The following is a 20493-nucleotide window of genomic DNA, read 5'->3' on the forward strand; positions in this document are numbered from 1 at the left end:
TGACCCGCTGTAAGAGCGGAACCATAAGCGGCCGTTACCGCAGAAACGGATATGTACTCAACCACCCGTTACCACAAACCTAAGACAGCATCCCCTGCATAATCCCCTGCAACACATCCAAATCAAACGGCTTATCCAAAATCGGCGCCTTGCGCGTAATCGGACTGTCAGTCTCACGCACTTCCTGCGCATAACCACTGATGAAAATAACCTTCAAGTCCGGACGCAACCTCACCGCAGGCTCAGCAATCTGCACCCCGGAAATACCACCGGGCAAGCGAAAGTCAGTGATCATCATGTCCAGATGAGGCTTGCTCGCCAGGATCTCGAATGCCTGCTCACCGTTTTCGGCCTGCAGCACCCGATAACCCTCGCCGGACAAGTAGGCCGACAGCACCATCAGAATCGATGGGTCATCCTCGACGATCAGTACAACGTCTTGCGCATCTTCACTCATGAGAAGCCTTTGTTGGATCAATAGCTGCTGATACGACCTTGGGGTCGCTCAGAGGTTGCGTCCGTTCGCCAGTTTTCTGAAAAGGCAGACAAACGCGGAATAACGCCCCTTCGTTGAGGCGACTATTGACCGTGATGATACCGCCGTGGGCGGTGACGATCTGCTCGGAAATGAACAGCCCCAGGCCCAGGCCCGCCGCGGCAGCCTTGGACGACACCCGTTCGAATTGCTGGAAAATACGCGCCTGGTTCTCTTCGCTGATGCCGATGCCATGGTCCTGGACTTCAACGCAGGCATGATCGGGCGTCTGGTAGACCCGCACCTCGATCGGACTCTTGCTGCCATAGCGCAACGCGTTGGTCAAAAGGTTCGAAACCACCTGCTCGATGCGAAACTCATCCCAATGCCCTTCCACCGATGATTCGGCGGTACAGGTCACCGTGCATTCGGCGGCGGCGATCTGCGGCTGGAAGTTATGCAGCAGGTTCTGTACCAGCGCCGTCAGGTTGAAGCGAGTCGGACGGATGGACAGCTTGCCGGTGCGAATCCGCGACACGTCCAGCATGTCTTCGATCAAGCGGATCAGGCTCTTGATCTGGCGCTCGTCACGCTCGACCATCGCCTTCACCTTGTCCAGCGTGAACGCCGCGGCGTTGTCCCGGGCGAGGTGCATCTTGCGCAGCTGTGTTTCCAGGATCAGCCCGTTGAGCGGCGTACGCACCTCATGGGCGACGATCGACATGAAATCGTCACGCATGCGCACCGCCTGTTCGAGTTCGCTGCGGGTGGCTTGCAGTTGCTGAAGCAGTTGCTCCTGCTCCCGACGGCTCTGCTCGAGGGCAATCACCTGTTCCTTCATCGCCTTGCGCTGGCGATAAAGCTCGACGAATACGTTGACCTTGCTCTTGACCGCATGGTTGTCCAGCGGCTTGTGCAGGAAATCCACCGCGCCATTTTCATAGCCGGTGAAGGCGTAGTTGCGCTCGCGGCCGGCGGCGCTGACGAAGATGATCGGGATACTGCGGGTCTTTTCCGTGCCGCGCATCAGTTCGGCCAGTTCGAAACCGTTCATGCCCGGCATCTGCACGTCGATGATCGCCAGGGCAAAATCATGTTGCAAAAGCAGGGACAATGCTTCGTCCGCCGACAGGGCTTTATAGACCTGACGGTCGTCGCGTTTGATCAACGCTTCCAGGGCCAACAGATTCTCAGGCAGATCATCGACGATCAGCAGTTTGGCTTGAATATCTCTTGGCATGTGATTCATTCCAGGCCGGCCAGCAACTGGCCGATGCCCTGCAAAGTGAGGATGTGGTCGGGCTCGTGCAAGGTAAGTGCCGCTTCGGGCATGGTTGGGACCTGCGCCTCCTCCGGGTCCTGGACAACCGTAATGCCACCCAGCGCCTTCACCTTGGCCAGGCCCCGTGCGCCATCGCTATTGGCACCAGTCAGCACGACTGCCAGCAAATGACGGCCATAGACATCGGCGGCCGACTCGAACAACACATCAATGGAGGGGCGAGAGTGGTGCACCGGTTCTTCCAGGCTCAAGGACAGGCTACGGTCAGCCTCGATCGACAGGTGATAACCGGGCGTCGCAACGTATAGGGTTCCGGGCACGATGTCCTGTTTGTCCCGGGCTTCCTCCACCGGTACCGCGAGGCGATGACCGAACACCGGGGCAAGCTGGCTGTTGCGCTCGTCCGGCAGATGCAACACCACCAGGATCGGCAAGCTGAACCCTGGGCGCAATCGGCTGAACACTTTCAGCAGCGCTTCGACGCCGCCGGCAGACGCGCCGACGACAATGGCCTCGATCACGGGCCTGGGCCTGTCCGTCATTGATTTCATAACTTGCGATAGATCCGTTCCTGTTTGACCAACGGTTCGAATTGCTTGCCAAACACCGAAAAATCCAGTGTTTCCTTGCTGCCCAACACCAGGAAACCACGATGGCAGAGTGATTCGTGGAACAAGCCGAAGGCACGATCTTGCAATTTTTTATTGAAATATATCAATACGTTACGACAGGAAATTAACTGTGTTTCCGAGAAAACGCTATCGGTCGCCAGGCTGTGGTCGGCAAACGTCACGTTCTGGCACAAGGTTTTATCGAACATGGCGTAATCGTAGGCGGCGGTGTAGTAATCAGCAAACGATTGCCGGCCTCCCGCCCGCTGATAGTTTTGCGTGTAGGCCCTGACGTTTTCCAACGAGAAGATGCCCTGCTTGGCCTTTTCCAGCGACCGCGGATTGATGTCCGTCGCGTAGATGAGCGTGCGCTCCAGCAGCCCCTCCTCGCGCAGCAGGATCGCCATGGAATAAACCTCCTCCCCCGTACTGCAACCGGCGATCCAGATCTTGATCGAGGGATAGGTCTTGAGCAGCGGCACCACTTCCTCGCGGATCGCCAGGAAATGCGAGGGGTCGCGGAACATCTCGCTGACGGGAATCGTCAGCAATTGCAGCAACTGCATGAACGCACCCGGATCATGCAGCACCCGCTCCTGCAGCGCCGAGATCGTCTTGCAATCGAACTGGCTCAACGCATGCAGGACCCGGCGCTTGATGGAGGCGCCGGAGTAATCACGGAAGTCGTAGCTGTACTTCAGGTAGATCGCTTCGATCAACAGACGAAGTTCAATGTCAGTGTTACGTTCCACTAAATTCTTTCCATATTCGGCAACCACACGCGAATCAGTGAAAACAGGCGATCCAGGTCGATCGGCTTGGCCAGGTAATCGTTGGAACCGGCCGCCAGGCACCGCTCCTGATCATCTTTCATGGCCTTGGCCGTCACCGCGATGATGGGCAGTTTCTGCCAGCGCGGGTCCTTGCGGATCAGCGTGGTGGCTTCAAAGCCATCCATCTCGGGCATCATCACGTCCATCAGCACCAGGTCGATGTCCTCGACTTCATTCAGGCGTTCGATCGCCTCATAGCCGTTACGACCGATGACCACGATCGCGCCTTTCGCCTCCAGGGCGCTGGTCAGGGCAAAGATGTTGCGCACATCGTCATCCACCAACAGCACCTTGCGGCCTTCGAAAACCTTGTCGCGGCTGCGGGCAGTCTGAAGCATCCGCTGCCGTTCATGTGACAGCCTGGATTCGACTTTGTGCAGAAAGAGTGTCACTTCGTCCAGCAGGCGCTCCGGCGAACGTGCGCCCTTGATGATGATCGAGCGCGAATACTTGCGCAGCTCGGCTTCTTCATCACGCGTCAGGTTGCGCCCGGTGTAGACGATCACGGGCGGGAACGAACAGATCTCTTCGCTGGACATGCGCTTGAGCAGATCGTTACCGAGCATGTCTGGCAGCTTGAGGTCGATGATCATGCAGTCATAGACGTTGTCGCGCAGCAGATCCAGGGCTTGCTGGGCGAGGCCGACGGCGGTGATCTCGATGTCTTCGTCGCCGATCAGGCGAGTAATGCTGTCGCGCTGCAGGTCATCGTCTTCCACCAGCAGCACCCGCTTGACCTTCTGGGTCAGCTTGGCCTCCAGGCGTGCGAACACGTCCTTGAGCTCCTCGCGTGTGGTCGGCTTGACCGCGTAACCGATGGCGCCCATGTGCATTGCCGCTTCGACGCGGTCCTCGACGGAAATGACATGCACCGGGATGTGCCGGGTGGCAGCCTGTTCCTTGAGGCGTTGCAGCACCGTCAGCCCGGAGTGGTCCGGCAGGCGCATGTCCAACAGGATCGCGTCGGGGCTGAGCCGTGAGGCCAGGTCAAACCCTTCGTCGGCACCGTGGGCTACCAGGCATTGATAGCCAAGCTCGTGGGCCAGGTCGAACAGGATCCGGGCAAACTTGGGCTCGTCTTCGATGACCAGGATGCAACGGCTGTCGAAAGGCGCTTTCTCGCGGTCATCAGCGAATTGCGGGACAGGCGCCTCCACCTCGGCGACCAACGGTGCCAGCGCGGGTGCAGGCGCCTGGACCGGTGTCGGCGACGCTGCCGGCGGGCTGAACGTCATCGGCGCGATGGGGCTGTCTCCGGGCTCAACATAGCGTCCAGGCAATGCCAGTGTGAATTCACTGCCCTGCCCTGGCGCACTGGTCACCGAGATGGAACCGCCCAACAAAATCGCCAGGTCCCGGGAAATCGACAGCCCCAGCCCCGTGCCGCCGTAACGGCGATTGGTGGTGCCGTCAGCCTGGCGGAACGCCTCGAAGATGCTCTGCTGCTGGTCGGCGGCGATACCAATCCCCGAGTCGCGGACCATGAACGCGATGCCGCCACTCGGCTGGCCCGCCACGTTGAGCCGTACAGAGCCGTGTTCGGTGAACTTCACCGCATTCGACAACAGGTTCTTGAGCACCTGTTCCAGGCGCTGGCGATCGGTGTACAGCATCGCTGGCGCATCGGGTTGAACCTGCACGTCGAAGTCCAGGCCTTTCTCCCTTGCCAACGGCGTGAACAGGTCCCGCAGCCCTTCTACCAGGCGCGCAACGCCGGTGTTTTCCGGGCGCATCTCCAGTTTTCCGGCCTCGACCTTGGAGATATCGAGAATGTCATTGATCAGATTCAGCAGGTCATTGCCGGCGGAATAGATCGACTCGGCGAACTTGACCTGCTCTTCGCTGAGATTCTTGTGCGGGTTTTCCGCCAGCAGCTTGGACAGGATCAACGAGCTGTTGAGCGGCGTGCGCAGCTCGTGGGACATGTTGGCCAGGAACTCGGACTTGTACTTGCTCGAACGCTGCAGTTCTTCGGCGCGCTCCTGCAACTGGATCTGGGCCAGGTTCAGCTCGCTGTTCTTCTGGTCCATCGCGTCGCGCTGCTCGGCCAATTGCTCGTTGGTCTGCTCCAGCTCCTGCTGCTGGGCCTCCAGGTGTACCTGGGACTCCTTGAGGATGCGCGACTGCTCTTCCAACTCCTCGTTCGCGGTCTTGAGTTCTTCCTGCTGCACTTGCAGCTCTTCGTTCAACTGCTGGGTCTCGGCCAAGACTTCTTGCAGGCGCTGGCGATAACGGGCCGCTTCGATAGACGTGCCGATGTTGCCGGCCACCAGCTCCAGCAGATCGATGTCCCGCTCGGTCAAGGGCCGCAGGAAGCCCAGCTCGATGACGCCGTTGATGCGGTCGTCATCACGGGTGGGCACCACCAGCACGCAGTTGGGTCGCCCCTTGCCGAGCCCGGAGCTGACTTTCAGGTAGTCGTCCGGGACATCATCAAGACGGATGACGCGGCCTTGGCGCACGGCCTGCCCGACGATGCCTTCGCCATCGACGATGACCTGTTGCTGCTCGTCATCCTCCCGGGACATGCCATAGGTAGCAACGCGCCGGAGGACGCCGTTTTCTTCCCGCGCATAAAGCGCTGCAACCACGGTGCCGAGGTACTGCGAGCAAAACTGCAGGATGTTGCGGCCCAGCAGATTCAAGCTCAGTTGGCCCAACACCTGCTCGGCCAATTGGGTCTGCCCATTGCGCAGCCACGCTTGTTTCTCCAGGTGCGCCGCGCCTTCCTGCTGCACTTTGAGCGTCACGCTATAGCTGCGCGACAGGTTCAACAGGTCCCGGCGCCCCACATAGGCCAGCAGCCCGCTGACCGCTGCGACAAACAGCAGGTACAGGACAATGCTCCAGACCGTTGTGGTGCGCACTCGCTCGTTGCGCTGGGCGCGCAACTGCTGCTCGGTTTCGACGACATCCTCGAACGTCTGGCGTATCTCGTCCGTCAAGCGCTTGCCACGTCCGGCCTTCAGGGCGCCGCGATAATCGCCACTGCTGCGCTGCAGGTCGATCATGCCTTGAGCGTAATTGGCCCATTCCACCTGGAGTGCTTGAATCTTGTGCAGACGGTCAGTCTGCACGGGATTGTCGGCTGTCAGTTCCAACAATGTATCCAGTGCCACCGCGATGCGCGGCTTGGCCACTTCATAGGGATCGAGGAAGTGTTCGTCACCGCTCAACAAATAGCCGCGCATGCCGGTTTCCAGGTCCACGCTCAGCTTCATGGCTTCGTTGACGTTGTTGATGACCCGATCGGTGTGCCCGACCCACTGGATCACCGACAGCAGGTACGTGATCAACGCAATGAAAAACACGGCACTGAGGGCGCCCATGCCCAGGGGCAGGCTGATATTGCGACTCAGGAGCTTGCGAAAACTGTGCTCGTCGACCGAAGACGAAAGAGGCATGGAAATGACCCTGGTGGAAAGTTGAAAACCGTGGAGTTTGCCCAAAAACACGGGTTGGATCCACACTTCCGACAAGTCCAGGACGCAAATCCCCAGGCCGTTCGCCTGGGTCTCAAGGATGCGACTATCCTTGTCAGCTCTTGTACTATAGATCCTTTCTTGTACAAGTTCGGGAACTTGTGCCGCCTCGCGACTTACTCATGCATACGGCCGGTTCTTTGCCACGCCCTCCCGATTCCATCTTCCGAGAAGTCTATTATGTCCGTCCCCGCTCCTGTCACCCCTCCCACCATTCTGGTAGTCGAAGACGACAGCATCGTGCGCATGTTGATTGTCGATGTGCTGGAAGAGCTGGAATACAAGGTGTTGGAGGCAGAAGGTTGCGAAGAGGCGCTGGCGCTGTTGAAAGATACGGAGCGCCCCATCGACCTGATGATGACCGACGTCAACATGCCGATCATGGACGGTCGTGAACTCGCAAAAGAAGCACGCAGCGTACGCCCCGGACTTCCCATCCTGTTCGCCAGCGGCTACGCCGAAAGCATCGACGTGCCAGAAGGCATGAACGTGATTGGCAAACCGTTCTCCATTGATCAATTGCGCGACAAGGTCAAAAGGATTCTTTCTTGAGCCCAGGCGCATTCTTGGTCACTATCGGCGCCCCGCGCGCCGACTGCGCCTGAACCGCTCCAAGGATTGCTCGCCATGCCTCACCCCACCACCAAAGTCCTGGTTATCGGCTATGTCTGGCCCGAGCCACGCTCATCGGCGGCCGGTGGGCATGTCATGCAACTGTTGGACGCTTTCCTTGGACAAGGCTGGGACATCACCTTCAGCAGCCCCGCGCGGCCCGGTGAAAACCGCGCCGACCTGATCGAGCTGGGCATCCGGGAAGTACCGATCGAGCTTAATAACAGCAGTTTCGATCTGTTCATCAGTGAGCTGGCGCCGGATATCGTCCTGTTCGACCAGTTCATGATGGAAGAACAGTTTGGCTGGCGGGTGGAAAAACACTGCCCCGACGCCCTGCGGGTGCTGGAAACGTCGGACTTGCAGAGCCTGCGTCATGCCCGGCACCAGCGCCTGAAGGATCGCTTGAAAGCCGACGAGACGTCCCAGGACTTCAGCGATCTGTTCGCCCCGGCCCTGCGCGAAGAATTCGAACTGATGGCCGACACTGACATGGCCAAGCGCGAGATTGCCGCCCTGTTGCGTTGCGACTTGAACCTGATGGTGTCCGAGTTCGAAATCGAGCTGTTGGTTGAACACTTCAAGGTGCCGCGCGAGTTGCTGCTCTGGTGCCCGTTGATGCTGGATCTGCCCAGCGACCCGTTCGTGCCCTTCGAAGACCGGGCGCATTTCCTCAGCATCGGCAATTTCCGCCACGCACCGAACTGGGACGCCGTACTCTGGATGAAAAACGCCGTGTGGCCGCTGATTCGCCAACGATTGCCCGGGGCCCAACTGCATCTCTACGGCGCCTATACGCCCCCCAAGGCCGCGGCGCTGCACAACCCGAGCCAGGGCTTTCATATCATGAACTGGGCCGAGGACGCCTTGCAGGTCATGTCCTCGGCACGTATCTGCCTGGCGCCGCTGCGTTTCGGCGCCGGCATCAAGGGCAAGCTGATCGAAGCCATGCTCTGCGGCACGCCCAGCATCACCACGCCCATCGGCGCCGAAGCCATGCACGGCGGCATGCCCTGGCCCGGTGAGATCGCACAGAGCGCCGAGGCCATCGCCAACGCCGCCGTGCAGTTGTACACCGACCCAACCCGCTGGGCCCATGCCCAAGAGGCGGGGCTGGCCTTGCTGGCGGAGCGTTTCCGTCGGCAGGTCCACGCCCCTGCGCTGATCGACAGTCTCAACGCCTGCCGCGCCGACCTGGCACGACGCCGCCGGGACAACTTCATCGGCAGCATGCTGCGTCACCATCAGCACAAGAGCACCCAGTACATGTCCCAATGGATCGAGGAAAAGAACCGCAACAGCTGAGCCAGGCTTCGTTCGCCAGGGCTGGAACCCGGACGGCGAAGGGGGCATTATCCAGCGGCGATAACAACAAAAGCGCCAGGCACATGACCCGCACAGCCAGAGTCACCGACCCTTCCTACGAGTTGATGGACGATCACAACGGCCTGTCCATCATCTACCGCCAGCACGGTTTCCCCTGCCCGCTGGTGCGCTGGCATTTCCACAAGGAATACGAGCTCCACCTGATCGTCGCGAGTTCGGGCAAGGTGTTTATCGGCGACTACATCGGCAACTTTTCCCCGCAGTCGCTGTTCCTCACCGGCCCCAACCTGCCCCACAACTGGATCAGCCAGGTGGAGGAGGATGAAGTGGTGCCCAAGCGCGACATGCTGGTGAATTTCACCGATGAGCTGTTCGACAGTGGCAACCAGGTGTTTGCCGAACTCAAGACCCTGGCGCCGTTGCTGGAGCGGGCTCAATACGGCATCGAGTTCCGCTGCAAACGCACCGTCCGCCAGGCAATGGTGCTCATGCAGCGCATCGCCGATTCCCAGGGCATGAGCCGACTGGGTTATTTTTTCATCCTCATGGAATTGCTGGCGAGCTGCGACGACTACCAGTTGCTTTCAGGCGCCACCTCCACGCAAGCGGCGGACGAGCACAGCATTGACCGTACCAACCGCGCGGTGGATTACATTTTCGCCCACTACGCCCGCGAATTGCCCCTGGAGGAAGTGGCCGAGCACCTGGGCATGAAACCCACCTATTTCAGCCGGGTTTTCAAGCAAGCCACCGGGCGCTGCTTCATCGAATTCGTCAATCGCCTGCGCATCAGCAAATCCTGCGAGCTGCTGGCCGATGGCGACAAACCCGTGACGGATGTGTGCTTTGAATCGGGTTTCAACAACATTTCCAACTTCAACCGGCGCTTCCAGCAACTCAAGGGCATGACCCCTTCTCATTACCGGCGGCTGGCGGTGCAGCGGTTGACCGAGCAGAACCAGGGCTGAATATTCACCGGATCCCCCTGAGCCTGTAGGAGCTGCCGAGCGAAGCGAGGCTGCGATCTTTGCATCGCCCATTGAGTCTGGAACGAAAGATCAAAGATCAAAAGATCGCAGGCTGCGCCAGCTCCTACGGAATCCAGCGAGAGCAAATCCCAACGCCTCAATCTTTCCAGTGCAAAAAAGTATCAGTAAAAGTGTGACGGATGATTTGTCACACCGTTCATTGAGGGCTGTAATCAGCGCACATTCTTCCACTCATCCGGAAGACACAAAAACAATAACTGTCCTTCTGCAGCCCGTGGGCGCGGAAAAGGAGTGTGCGATGAAACCTTCGGTAAAAGCTCTGCTTGTCTCCACCTGCATGACCCTCAGCAGCGTCAGTTTCGGCGCACAAACCCTGACCATTGCCACCGTCAACAACAGCGACATGATCCGCATGCAAAAGCTCTCGAAGACTTTCGAGGCCGAGCACCCGGACATCAAGCTGAACTGGGTGGTGCTCGAAGAAAACGTCCTGCGCCAACGCCTGACCACCGACATCGCCACCCAGGGCGGACAATTCGACGTGCTGACCATCGGCATGTACGAAGCTGCACTCTGGGGCGCCAAGGGCTGGTTGGAACCCATGAAAGACCTGCCGGCTTCCTACGACCTGGAGGACGTCTTCCCTTCCGTGCGCGATGGCTTGTCGGTCAAGGGCTCGCTGTACGCCCTGCCGTTCTACGCCGAGAGTTCGATCACTTACTACCGTACGGACCTGTTCAAGGACGCCGGGCTGACCATGCCCGAACACCCGACCTGGACCCAGATCGGTGAGTTCGCAGAAAAGCTCACCGACAAATCCAAGGAGCAATACGGCCTGTGCCTGCGAGGCAAGGCCGGTTGGGGCGAGAACATGGCGCTGATCACCACCCTCGCCAACGGCTTTGGTGCGCGCTGGTTCGATGAGAAGTGGCAGCCGCAGTTCAATGGAACCGAGTGGAAGGATGCGCTGAACTTCTACGTCGACAACATGAAGAAATCCGGCCCGCCCGGCGCGTCCAGCAACGGCTTCAACGAGAACCTGGCGCTGTTCAACAGCGGCAAGTGCGCGGTCTGGGTCGATGCCAGCGTCGCCGGTTCGTTCGTGACCGACAAGACCCAGAGCAAGGTGGCCGATCACGTCGGATTCACCTTCGCCCCCCACGAGAAAACCGACAAGGGCACCTCGTGGATGTACTCCTGGTCCCTGGCGATTCCGACCAGTTCCAAAGCCAAGGACGCCGCCAAGGTCTTCACCACTTGGGCAACGTCCAAGGAGTACAGCCAATTGGTCGCCAAGACCGACGGCATTGCCAACGTCCCACCGGGTACCCGCACCTCGACCTACAGCGACGAGTACATGAAGGCAGCGCCGTTCGCCAAGGTGACGCTGGAGTCGTTGAAGGTCGCCGACCCGAAAGCCCCGACCCTCAAGCCCGTGCCCTACATCGGCATCCAGTTGGTGACCATTCCCGAGTTCCAGGCCATCGGTACCCAGGTGGGCAAGTTCTTCTCGGGCGCGCTCACCGGCCAGCAGACCGTGGACCAGGCATTGACCGCCGCGCAGTCCACCACTGAACGCGAGATGAAGCGCGCCGGGTATCCCAAGTAATCCACTTTTCGCCTTTATGTGGGAGCGAGCTTGCTCGCGATGGCGGAGTGTCAGGCAACAAAAATGTTGATTGTGCCGACCTCATCGCGAGCAAGCTCGCTCCCACAGTGGATTTTTGTAGGTCTGCATAAAATCGGTTCAATGCCATGAATACTTCAACAACGACAGTCAAAGCCCCCATCGAAATAGCCCCGCCAGCCCGCAAGATCCGCCTGGCCAACCCCGGCTGGTTCCTGGTCAGCCCTTCGGTCGCCCTGTTGCTGCTGTGGATGATCGTGCCACTGGGCATGACCGTCTATTTCTCGATGATCCGCTACAACCTGCTCTATCCCGGCGAAAACGAGTTCGTCGGGCTGGAGAACTTCACTTATTTCCTCACCGACTCGGGTTTCATGCCCGGCGCCACCAATACGTTGCTGCTGGTGGGCAGCGTGCTGTTGATCAGCATCGTGCTCGGTGTCTTGATCAGCGCGCTGCTGGAAGCCAGCGAGTTCTTCGGCCGCGGCATCGTCCGGGTGTTGCTGATCTCGCCCTTTTTCATCATGCCCACCGTCGGCGCGCTGATCTGGAAGAACCTGATCTTCCACCCCGTGTCAGGCATCCTCGCCTCCGTGTGGAAGCTCTTCGGTGCGCAGCCGGTGGACTGGCTGGCCCATTACCCGCTGCTGTCGATCATTATCATTGTGTCGTGGCAATGGCTGCCCTTCGCGATCCTGATCCTGATGACCGCCATGCAGTCCCTCGACCAGGAACAGAAAGAAGCCGCCCGCCTGGACGGTGCCGGCCCGATCGCGATTTTCTGGCACCTGACCCTGCCGCACCTGGCCCGCCCGATTGCCGTAGTGGTGATGATCGAAACGATTTTCCTGTTGTCGGTGTTCGCCGAAATCTTCACCACCACCAACGGTGGCCCGGGCTATGCCTCCACCAACCTCGCCTACCTGATCTACAACCAGGCGCTGGTGCAGTTCGACGTCGGCATGGCGTCGGCCGGTGGCCTGATCGCCGTGGTGATCGCCAACATCGCTGCCATCATCCTGGTCCGGATGATCGGCAAAAACCTCACCGACAAGCATTGAGGCCGTCGCCATGACTCTCCAACAATCCCGTCGCCTGCAAAGCCTGCTGTTGGGCACGCTGGCCTGGGCCATCGCGATCGTGATCTTCTTTCCGATCTTCTGGATGGTGCTGACCAGCTTCAAGACCGAAATCGATGCCTTCGCCACACCGCCGCAGTTCATCTTCGCGCCGACGCTGGAGAACTACCTGCACATCAATGAGCGCAGCAACTACTTCAGCTTCGCCTGGAACTCGGTGGTGATTTCCTTCAGCGCCACCGCCCTTTGCCTGCTGATCGCGGTGCCGGCGGCGTACTCCATGGCGTTCTACGAAACCCAGCGCACCAAAGGCACGCTGCTGTGGATGCTCTCCACCAAGATGCTGCCGCCGGTGGGTGTGCTGATGCCGATCTACTTGCTCGCCAAGCAGTTTGGCCTGCTGGATACCCGCATCGCGCTGATCATCATCTACACGCTGATCAACCTGCCGATCGTGGTCTGGATGATTTACACCTACTTCAAGGACATCCCGCGCGACATCCTCGAAGCCGCGCGCCTGGACGGCGCCACCCTGTGGCAGGAAATGGTCCGCGTGCTGCTGCCGATCGCCAAGGGCGGGCTGGCCTCCACCGTGCTGTTGTCGCTGATCCTGTGCTGGAACGAGGCGTTCTGGTCGCTGAACCTCACCTCCTCCAAAGCCGCGCCGCTGACCGCACTGATCGCCTCGTATTCCAGCCCTGAAGGTTTGTTCTGGGCCAAGTTGTCTGCCGTCTCGACCCTGGCCTGCGCCCCGATCCTGATTTTCGGCTGGATCAGCCAGAAACAGCTGGTGCGCGGTTTGTCCTTCGGCGCGGTGAAATGAAACGTCAAGAGATCGCAGGCTTCGCCAGCACCTACACGTCCCCCGTAGGAGCTGCCGAGCACAGCGAGGCTGCGATCTTCCTGAGCCAACTGAATAAATGACAAGTGGAGGCCCATCATCATGGCCAACCTGAAAATCAAGAATCTGCAAAAAGGCTTCGAAGGTTTCTCCATCATCAAGGGCATAGACCTTGAGGTGAACGACCGCGAGTTCGTGGTCTTCGTCGGCCCTTCGGGCTGCGGCAAATCCACCCTGCTGCGGCTGATCGCCGGCCTGGAAGACGTCAGCGATGGCACCATCGAACTGGATGGCCGCGACATCACCGAAGTCAGCCCGGCCAAGCGCGACCTGGCGATGGTGTTCCAGACGTACGCCTTGTACCCGCACATGAGCGTGCGCAAGAACATGTCCTTCGCCCTCGATCTGGCCGGCGTACCCAAGGCCGAGGTCGAGAAGAAGGTCAACGAAGCGGCGCGCATCCTCGAACTGGGGCCGATGCTCGAACGCAAGCCCAAACAGCTGTCCGGCGGCCAGCGCCAGCGCGTGGCGATCGGCCGGGCCATCGTGCGCAATCCGAAAATCTTCCTGTTCGACGAGCCGCTGTCCAACCTTGACGCGGCCCTGCGGGTGCAGATGCGCCTGGAACTGGCGCGCCTGCACAAGGAACTGCAAGCGACGATGATCTACGTGACCCATGACCAGGTCGAAGCCATGACCCTGGCCGACAAGGTCGTCGTACTCAACGGCGGGCGCATCGAACAGGTCGGCTCGCCGCTGGAGCTGTACCACCAGCCCGCCAACCTGTTCGTCGCCGGGTTCCTGGGCACGCCGAAGATGGGGTTTCTCAAGGGCAAGGTCACCGGGCTCGACAGTCAGGGTTGTGAAGTGCTGCTCGACGCCGGGACCCGCATCAGCCTGCCGCTGAGCGGCGCCAACCTGAGCGTTGGCGGTGCCGTGACCCTGGGTATCCGCCCGGAACACCTGAACCTGGCCCAGCCGGGCGACTGCACGCTGCGCGTCACCGCCGACGTCAGCGAGCGCCTGGGCAGCGACACCTTCTGCCACGTTGTCACCGCGTCCGGCGAAGCCTTGACCATGCGGGTGCGTGGCGATCTGGCGAGCCGTTTCGGCGAACAACTGGACCTGCACCTGGACGCCGAACACTGCCACTTATTCGATGCCGAGGGCGTCGCGGTTTCCCGCGCGCTGCGCGCTGCCGCCTGATTGACGGGATTTTTGCAATGAAACTCAACCGACAGAACCTGCACAACCTCAACGCCGAGGTCGTCCTGCCCGCCTATAACCTGGGCGACCGTCGCCAAGGCATCGCCCACATCGGCGTCGGCGGTTTCCACCGGGCCCACCAGGCGTACTACACCGATGCGCTGATGAACACCGGCGAAGGCCTCGACTGGGCGATCTGCGGCGTAGGCCTGCGCGCCGAAGACCGCCGCGCCCGGGATGACCTGGCCGGCCAGGATTACCTGTTTACCTTGTATGAACTGGGCGACACCGACGACACCGAAGTCCGCGTGATCGGTGCCATCACCGACATGCTGCTGGCCGAAGACGGCGCCCGGGCGCTGATCGACAAACTGGCCGACCCGCAGATTCGCATCGTCTCGCTGACCATCACCGAGGGTGGCTATTGCATCGACGACAGCAACGGCGAGTTCATGGCCCATCTGCCGCAGATCCAGCACGACCTGAGCCACCCCGACGAACCGAAAACCGTGTTCGGCTTTCTTTGCGCCGCCCTGGCCAAGCGCCGCGCGGCGGGCACCCCGGCGTTCACCCTGATGTCTTGCGACAACCTGCCCCACAACGGCGCCGTCGCGCGCAAGGCACTGCTCGCCTTTGCCGCGTTGCGCGACCCTGGGTTGCAGCAATGGATCGACCAGAATGTGAGTTTTCCCAACGCCATGGTCGATCGCATCACCCCGATGACCAGCAGCGCCCATCGCCTGCAACTGCATGACGAACACGGCGTCGATGACGCCTGGCCGGTGGTCTGCGAACCGTTCGTGCAATGGGTGCTGGAAGACAAGTTCGTCAACGGTCGCCCGGCGTGGGAGAAAGTCGGCGTGCAGTTCACCGACGACGTTTCGCCCTATGAAGAGATGAAGATCAAGCTGCTCAACGGCAGCCACCTCGCCCTGACCTACCTGGGCTTCCTCAAGGGCTATCGTTTCGTCCACGAAACCATGAATGACCCGCTGTTCGTGCGCTACATCCGCGCCTATATGGACTTGGATGTCACGCCGCAACTGGCCCCCGTGCCGGGCATCGACCTGACGGAGTACAAGGACACCCTGGTGGCGCGTTTTTCCAACCAGGCCATCGCCGACCAGTTGGAACGGGTGTGTTCGGACGGGTCATCGAAATTCCCGAAATTCACCGTACCGACGATCAATCGGCTGATTGCCGACGGGGGCGAGACCCGCCGTGCCGCGCTGGTCGTCGCGGCCTGGGCCGTGTACCTGAAGGGCGTGGATGAAAATGGCACGACCTATTCGATCCCCGACCCACGGGCGGCGTTCTGCCAGGCGCTGGTGGCCGACGATGTGCTGGTGACCCAGCGGATGCTGGACGTGGAAGAAATATTTGGCACCGCGATTCCCCGTTCACCCGAATTCGTGGCGGCCTTCGAGTGGTGTTGCAACAGCTTGCGCGAGCATGGGGTGACGAGAACGCTTGAGCGAGTGCTGGCTGACGCAAACTGAGGTTTGGCGCGATCCGCTCTTGTGGAAAGATCGCAGCCTCGCTTCGCTCGCCAGCTCCTACAGGTCAGCTTGCTCCCACTGCCCTGTAGGAGCTGGCGAAGCCTGCGATCTTTTGATTTTTCACTTGGAGTACAAGTGTCTGGGGAAAGATCGCAGCCTCGCTTCGCTCGGCAGCTCCTACAGGGTCCGACAGGAGCAAGTTGCCCCGCCACAACAGATTCTGTGTTTTGTTCTTTTGACCCGAGGATTTCCATGGCAAACCAACAATTGTTCCTGGGTATCGACTGCGGCACCCAAGGCACCAAGGCGCTGATCCTCGATGCGATCAGTGGCGAGGTACTCGGCCAGGGCGCCGCTGGCCACAGCATGATCAGCGGCGCCAACGGTCGTCGTGAACAGGACACCCAGCAGTGGCTCGACGCATTCACCCAGGCGACTCATCAGGCCTTGAATGCCGCCGGGGTCGATGGAAACGCGATCCTTGGCATCGGCGTGTCCGGCCAGCAGCACGGGCTGGTGCTGCTGGATGACCAAGGCGAGGTGCTGCGCCCGGCCAAGTTGTGGTGTGACACCGAGACCACGGCGGAAAACGACCGTCTGTTGGCGCACCTCGGCGGCGAAAGCGGCGCCCTGGAACGCCTCGGGGTGGTCATCGCGCCCGGCTACACAGTGTCCAAACTGCTATGGACCAAAGAGCAGCACCCGCATGTTTTCGAACGTATCGCCAGCGTCCTGTTGCCCCACGACTTCCTCAATTACTGGCTCACCGGCCGTCATTGCAGCGAATACGGCGACGCCTCGGGCACCGGCTATTTCAACGTGCGCACCCGCCAGTGGGACATGGAATTGCTGCGGCATATCGACCCCAGCGGCCGGCTGCAACCGGCGTTGCCCGAACTGATCGAGGCTCACCAGCCCGTCGGCAGAATCCTGCCCGACATCGCGGCGCACCTGGGCCTCAACCCCGAAGCCGTGGTCTCCAGCGGTGGCGGTGACAACATGATGGGCGCCATCGGCACCGGCAACATCCAGCCCGGCGTGATCACCATGAGCCTCGGCTCCTCCGGTACCGTGTATGCCTATGCAGCGGATCCCACCGTCAGCCCGCAGGCATCGGTGGCAACGTTCTGCTCTTCCAGCGGCGGCTGGCTGCCGCTGATCTGCACGATGAACCTGACCAACGCCACCGGGGCCGTGCGCGAGCTGCTCGAACTGGACATCGATAGCTTCAATACCCTGGTGACCCAGGCACCGATCGGCGCCGAGGGCGTCTGCATGCTGCCGTTCCTCAATGGCGAGCGCGTCCCCGCCCTGCCCCATGCCACCGGTAGCCTGCTGGGCCTGACGACCACCAACCTGACGCGGGCCAATCTGTGCCGCGCCGTGATCGAAGGCACCACGTTCGGCCTGCGCTATGGCCTCGACCTGTTGCGCGCCAACGGGCTCAAGGCCGAGAGCATCCGCCTGATCGGCGGTGGCTCGAAGAGCGCGGTCTGGCGGCAGATCGTCGCCGACATCATGGACACCACGGTCATCTGCACCGAGCAGAGCGAAGCGGCGGCCCTGGGCGGCGCGATCCAGGCGGCGTGGTGTCATGGCAATGCACAAGAATCCCTGGCGCAGTTGTGCCAGCGCTGCGTCAAGCTCGATCCGGCCAGCGAAACCCGGCCCGTCACCGAACATGTCACGGCGTCGCAACACGCCTACGAACGTTACCGGCAACACGTCGCAACCCTTTGAGAGCAGGCAATTATGTATTTGGTGTGTGGTGAAGCGCTGTTTGATTTCTTCAGCGCAAACGACGCTGGAGCGCCAGCGTCGCAAGTGAATTACAAGGCGATCGCGGGTGGCTCGCCGTTCAACGTGGCCGTGGGGTTGCGTCGGCTGGGGGTCGAGTCGGCGCTGTTTACCGGGCTTTCCACGGATTATCTGGGTCGCCGCCTGCAGCAAGTGCTGGTCAATGAAGGCGTCAGCACCCGGTTCGCCCACGATTTCGACGCGCCGACGACCTTGGCCATGGTCGCGGTCGGGGCCAATGGCTCGCCGCACTACAGCTTCCGTGGCGAAGGCTGCGCCGACCGGCAGTTGAGCCTGGAACACCTGCCGACGCTGGGTCCGGACGTGCGCGGCTTGCACATCGGCTCGTTTTCCCTGGTGGTGCAACCGGTGGCCGACACGCTGCTGGCGCTGGTGGAACGTGAAAGCGGCAGGCGTCTGATCAGCCTGGACCCCAACGTGCGGCTCAACCCGCAACCGGACATCGAACTGTGGCGCTCGCGGATCGCGACGTTGGTGCAATATGCCGACCTGATCAAAGTCAGCGACGAAGACCTGGGCCTGCTGTATCCCGACCAGGACCCGCACGAGGTGATTAGCGGCTGGCTGGAGCATCGTTGCCAGTTGGTGTTCCTGACCCGTGGCGGCCAGGGCGCGACGGCGTTCAGCCGTCGGCATGGCGTGTGGTCGCTGCCCGCCTGCCCGGTCACCATCGCTGATACGGTGGGCGCAGGGGATACCTTCCAGGCGGCGTTGATCGCCTGGCTCACGGAGCAGCAACTCGATTCAGTGGAAGGAGTGAATTCGCTGGAGCGGGAACACATCGACAGCATGCTGGCGTTCGCCATGGGCGCCGCAGCGCTGACCTGTGGCAGGAACGGACCAGACCTGCCCTATCGTAACCAACTGAGCCAGGCCAAGTGAAACCGGACGCTGGGCTCGAACATCGTCGATCCCGGCGTCAGGTTCATGAAGGAACGTGATTAACGACCGCTCATCCGGTGCTGTTGCTGGAAGTAGTTGCCGCCGCTATTGCCATGGTCGAGCTCGGTACGCAGCTCGGCAATCAGATCGTTGATGGCCCGGCAGCCTGTCAGCTTGGTGGCATCGATATCACTTTTGATCAGCGCTACGCGGTCGGTTTCGTGATCGTCGTAAATCTTGACCGTCATGGAAAGATCCGGGGACAACGTGCATTGGGAGCGCTTGGGCAGCAAGCTGCTTTCAATGATGTTTCGCATTTCGAGGGCAGATAAAAACATGGCAACTCTCTCCTGTTGAGGCAGCCAACTTATGTTCACGACGGCGGTATTTTCGTCCGATTCTTCCCTGCGGACTGGACTACGAATGCCGTGCCGTTCGTTCATCTTGGCGTTGTTGTGTTGTTAAAGCTCGTTATTCGAACTCTCGAATCAACCCGCAAAAAATATGCCCTTATCTCGATACATCGACACTGTTGCAAATCAATTACTTAGGAAAAATATCAAGCGAGACGGTCATGCAATTTGCACGCAAACGGCGTTTTATTCATGCAAAGTGCAACTGTCCCGACCTGCCTGATTGCTCAGATTAGCCACTATTTCGATTGCACACCGGGCATTCGTCGCCTGCTTTAAAAAAATCGTGTGGTGGTGCGCATTCTCTAAGAAACGGCTGCACCGGCGCGCTCCACCACATGGCGCAGCGTGTCGAAATTGATGTTTGCACCCGAGTTGATGCCCACCAGCGTCTGGCCTGACACTGCACTTTGCGCCACGTATTGCTTGATCCCCGCCACCGCCAACGCGCCTGATGGCTCGGTGATCGAGCGGGTGTCGTCATAGATGTCCCTGATCGCCGCGCAGAGCTCGTCATCGCTGACCGTCATGACCTCATCGACACAGAAACGACAGATATCGAAGCCATGTTCGCCGATCTGCGCCACCGCCACGCCATCGGCGAAGGTGCCCACGCTCGGCAGCGTCACCCGCTTACCGGCTGCCATCGCCGTCTGCAGGCAGGCGGAGTGTTCGGACTCGACACCGATAATGCGGATTTCCGGACGCAGGTATTTGATGTACGCCGCCACCCCGGCGATCAGTCCTCCGCCGCCCACCGGCACGAAAACAGCGTCCAACTGGCCTGGGTGCTGGCGCAGGATCTCCATCGCGACGGTTCCCTGGCCGGCGATGACATCCGGATCGTCAAACGGCGAGACGAACTCACGCCCGGTCTGCCGCGCCAGGTCCAACGCAAACGCCAGGGCGAACGGGAAGCTCTCACCTTGCAGCAACGCTTCGGCGCCTCGACTGCGCACGCCCGATACCTTCAGTTGCGGTGTGGTCCGGGGCATGACGATGCTGGCCGAGATGCCCAATTCCCGTGCGGCCAACGCCACACCCTGGGCATGATTGCCCGCCGACGCGGTGATAACGCCTCGGGCACGCTGTTCCGGCGTCAGTTGCACCAGCTTGTTGTAGGCCCCGCGGATCTTGAAGGAAAACGTTGGCTGCAGGTCTTCCCGCTTGAGCAGGATCCGGTTGCCCAAGGCTTGGGACAACGCTGGGGCCGCTTGCAGCGGCGTGGGAATCGCCAGTTCGTAGACCGGAGCGGCGAGTATCTTCTTGACGTAGTGCTCCAGCAGGGTTTGCTCGGCGCGGGTGGGGGTCATAGTGGTCTCCTGGTTCGGATCAGGCCCAGGAGACAGAAAGAAAAAACCCGCCTCTAGGGCGGGTTGGGTGCAGTCGTGAGCTAGCCCGCCAAATAAGGAATGGCGGTAATAATGCTTGGCTGGCTGCGCAGTGCGGTGGAAGTCATGGCTGGAAACTAGCCGCGAGGGGGCAGGCAAGTCAATTGAAATTCCAGCCTCCGCACAT

At 60.5% G+C, this 20493-nt stretch carries 17 protein-coding genes; 10 read left to right on the top strand and 7 right to left on the bottom strand.

What is annotated here, in order from left to right; all coding sequences use genetic code 11:
* Positions 1-79: 79 nt before the first annotated feature.
* From OC610_RS05820 to OC610_RS05840, 5 genes are read right to left on the bottom strand one after another with little or no spacing between them, the layout of a single operon-like run.
* Positions 80-457, bottom strand: a complete 378-nt coding sequence (locus OC610_RS05820; protein WP_030142671.1) for a response regulator — start codon at positions 455-457, stop codon at positions 80-82.
* Positions 450-1715 carry a hybrid sensor histidine kinase/response regulator gene (locus OC610_RS05825; protein WP_264426975.1) on the bottom strand — a complete coding sequence of 422 codons (1266 nt, stop codon included), beginning with the start codon at positions 1713-1715 and terminating at the stop codon, positions 450-452. Before OC610_RS05825 ends, OC610_RS05820 begins: the two co-directional genes overlap by 8 nt.
* A 5-nt stretch (positions 1716-1720) precedes the next feature.
* Positions 1721-2308, bottom strand: a complete 588-nt coding sequence (locus OC610_RS05830) for a chemotaxis protein CheB (RefSeq protein WP_264426976.1) — start codon at positions 2306-2308, stop codon at positions 1721-1723.
* Positions 2305-3120, bottom strand: a complete 816-nt coding sequence (locus OC610_RS05835; protein WP_030142674.1) for a CheR family methyltransferase — start codon at positions 3118-3120, stop codon at positions 2305-2307. The genes OC610_RS05830 and OC610_RS05835 overlap by 4 nt, the downstream gene beginning before the upstream one ends.
* Positions 3120-6605, bottom strand: coding sequence for a response regulator (locus OC610_RS05840; RefSeq protein WP_264426977.1), 3486 nt, complete (start codon positions 6603-6605; stop codon positions 3120-3122). The genes OC610_RS05835 and OC610_RS05840 overlap by 1 nt, the downstream gene beginning before the upstream one ends.
* Before the next feature lie 258 nt (positions 6606-6863).
* On the opposite strand from OC610_RS05840, the gene OC610_RS05845 reads away from it, so the two are divergent.
* The 10 genes from OC610_RS05845 to OC610_RS05890 all read left to right on the top strand — a co-directional run bounded on the left by OC610_RS05845 (position 6864) and on the right by OC610_RS05890 (position 18562).
* Positions 6864-7235 carry a response regulator gene (locus tag OC610_RS05845; RefSeq protein ID WP_264426978.1) on the top strand — a complete coding sequence of 124 codons (372 nt, stop codon included), beginning with the start codon at positions 6864-6866 and terminating at the stop codon, positions 7233-7235.
* A 75-nt stretch (positions 7236-7310) separates the two neighbouring features.
* Positions 7311-8600 (top strand): glycosyltransferase family 4 protein, encoded by a 1290-nt coding sequence (locus OC610_RS05850; RefSeq protein WP_264426979.1) that lies wholly within the window; start codon positions 7311-7313, stop codon positions 8598-8600.
* Between the two features lie 83 nt (positions 8601-8683).
* Positions 8684-9589 (top strand): AraC family transcriptional regulator, encoded by a 906-nt coding sequence (locus OC610_RS05855; RefSeq protein WP_264426980.1) that lies wholly within the window; start codon positions 8684-8686, stop codon positions 9587-9589.
* Positions 9590-9908: 319 nt separating this feature from the next.
* On the top strand, positions 9909-11219 hold the full coding sequence (locus OC610_RS05860; RefSeq protein WP_264426981.1) for an ABC transporter substrate-binding protein: 1311 nt from the start codon (positions 9909-9911) through the stop codon (positions 11217-11219).
* Positions 11220-11365: 146 nt separating this feature from the next.
* Positions 11366-12298 (top strand): carbohydrate ABC transporter permease, encoded by a 933-nt coding sequence (locus OC610_RS05865; protein WP_030142680.1) that lies wholly within the window; start codon positions 11366-11368, stop codon positions 12296-12298.
* Between the two features lie 10 nt (positions 12299-12308).
* Positions 12309-13139 (top strand): carbohydrate ABC transporter permease, encoded by an 831-nt coding sequence (locus tag OC610_RS05870; RefSeq protein ID WP_030142681.1) that lies wholly within the window; start codon positions 12309-12311, stop codon positions 13137-13139.
* Between the two features lie 120 nt (positions 13140-13259).
* Positions 13260-14363: an ABC transporter ATP-binding protein gene (locus OC610_RS05875; protein ID WP_264426982.1), complete on the top strand. Its 1104-nt coding sequence runs from the start codon at positions 13260-13262 to the stop codon at positions 14361-14363.
* A 17-nt stretch (positions 14364-14380) separates the two neighbouring features.
* The gene (locus OC610_RS05880; RefSeq protein WP_264426983.1) at positions 14381-15862 is read left to right on the top strand and encodes a mannitol dehydrogenase family protein; all 1482 of its coding nucleotides are present in this window, start codon (positions 14381-14383) and stop codon (positions 15860-15862) included.
* A gap of 252 nt (positions 15863-16114) precedes the next feature.
* Positions 16115-17602, top strand: coding sequence for a xylulokinase (gene xylB / locus OC610_RS05885; RefSeq protein ID WP_264426984.1), 1488 nt, complete (start codon positions 16115-16117; stop codon positions 17600-17602).
* A gap of 12 nt (positions 17603-17614) precedes the next feature.
* Positions 17615-18562: a carbohydrate kinase family protein gene (locus OC610_RS05890; RefSeq protein ID WP_264426985.1), complete on the top strand. Its 948-nt coding sequence runs from the start codon at positions 17615-17617 to the stop codon at positions 18560-18562.
* 59 nt (positions 18563-18621) lie between these two features.
* On the opposite strand, the gene OC610_RS05895 is transcribed toward OC610_RS05890, so the two are convergent.
* On the bottom strand, positions 18622-18900 hold the full coding sequence (locus OC610_RS05895; RefSeq protein ID WP_264426986.1) for a DUF1652 domain-containing protein: 279 nt from the start codon (positions 18898-18900) through the stop codon (positions 18622-18624).
* 380 nt (positions 18901-19280) lie between these two features.
* Positions 19281-20288 (bottom strand): threonine ammonia-lyase, biosynthetic, encoded by a 1008-nt coding sequence (gene ilvA, locus OC610_RS05900; RefSeq protein WP_264426987.1) that lies wholly within the window; start codon positions 20286-20288, stop codon positions 19281-19283.
* Between the last annotated feature and the right edge of the window lie 205 nt (positions 20289-20493).

It is taken from the genome of Pseudomonas agronomica, from assembly GCF_025917275.1.
GTDB classification, from domain to species: domain Bacteria; phylum Pseudomonadota; class Gammaproteobacteria; order Pseudomonadales; family Pseudomonadaceae; genus Aquipseudomonas; species Aquipseudomonas agronomica.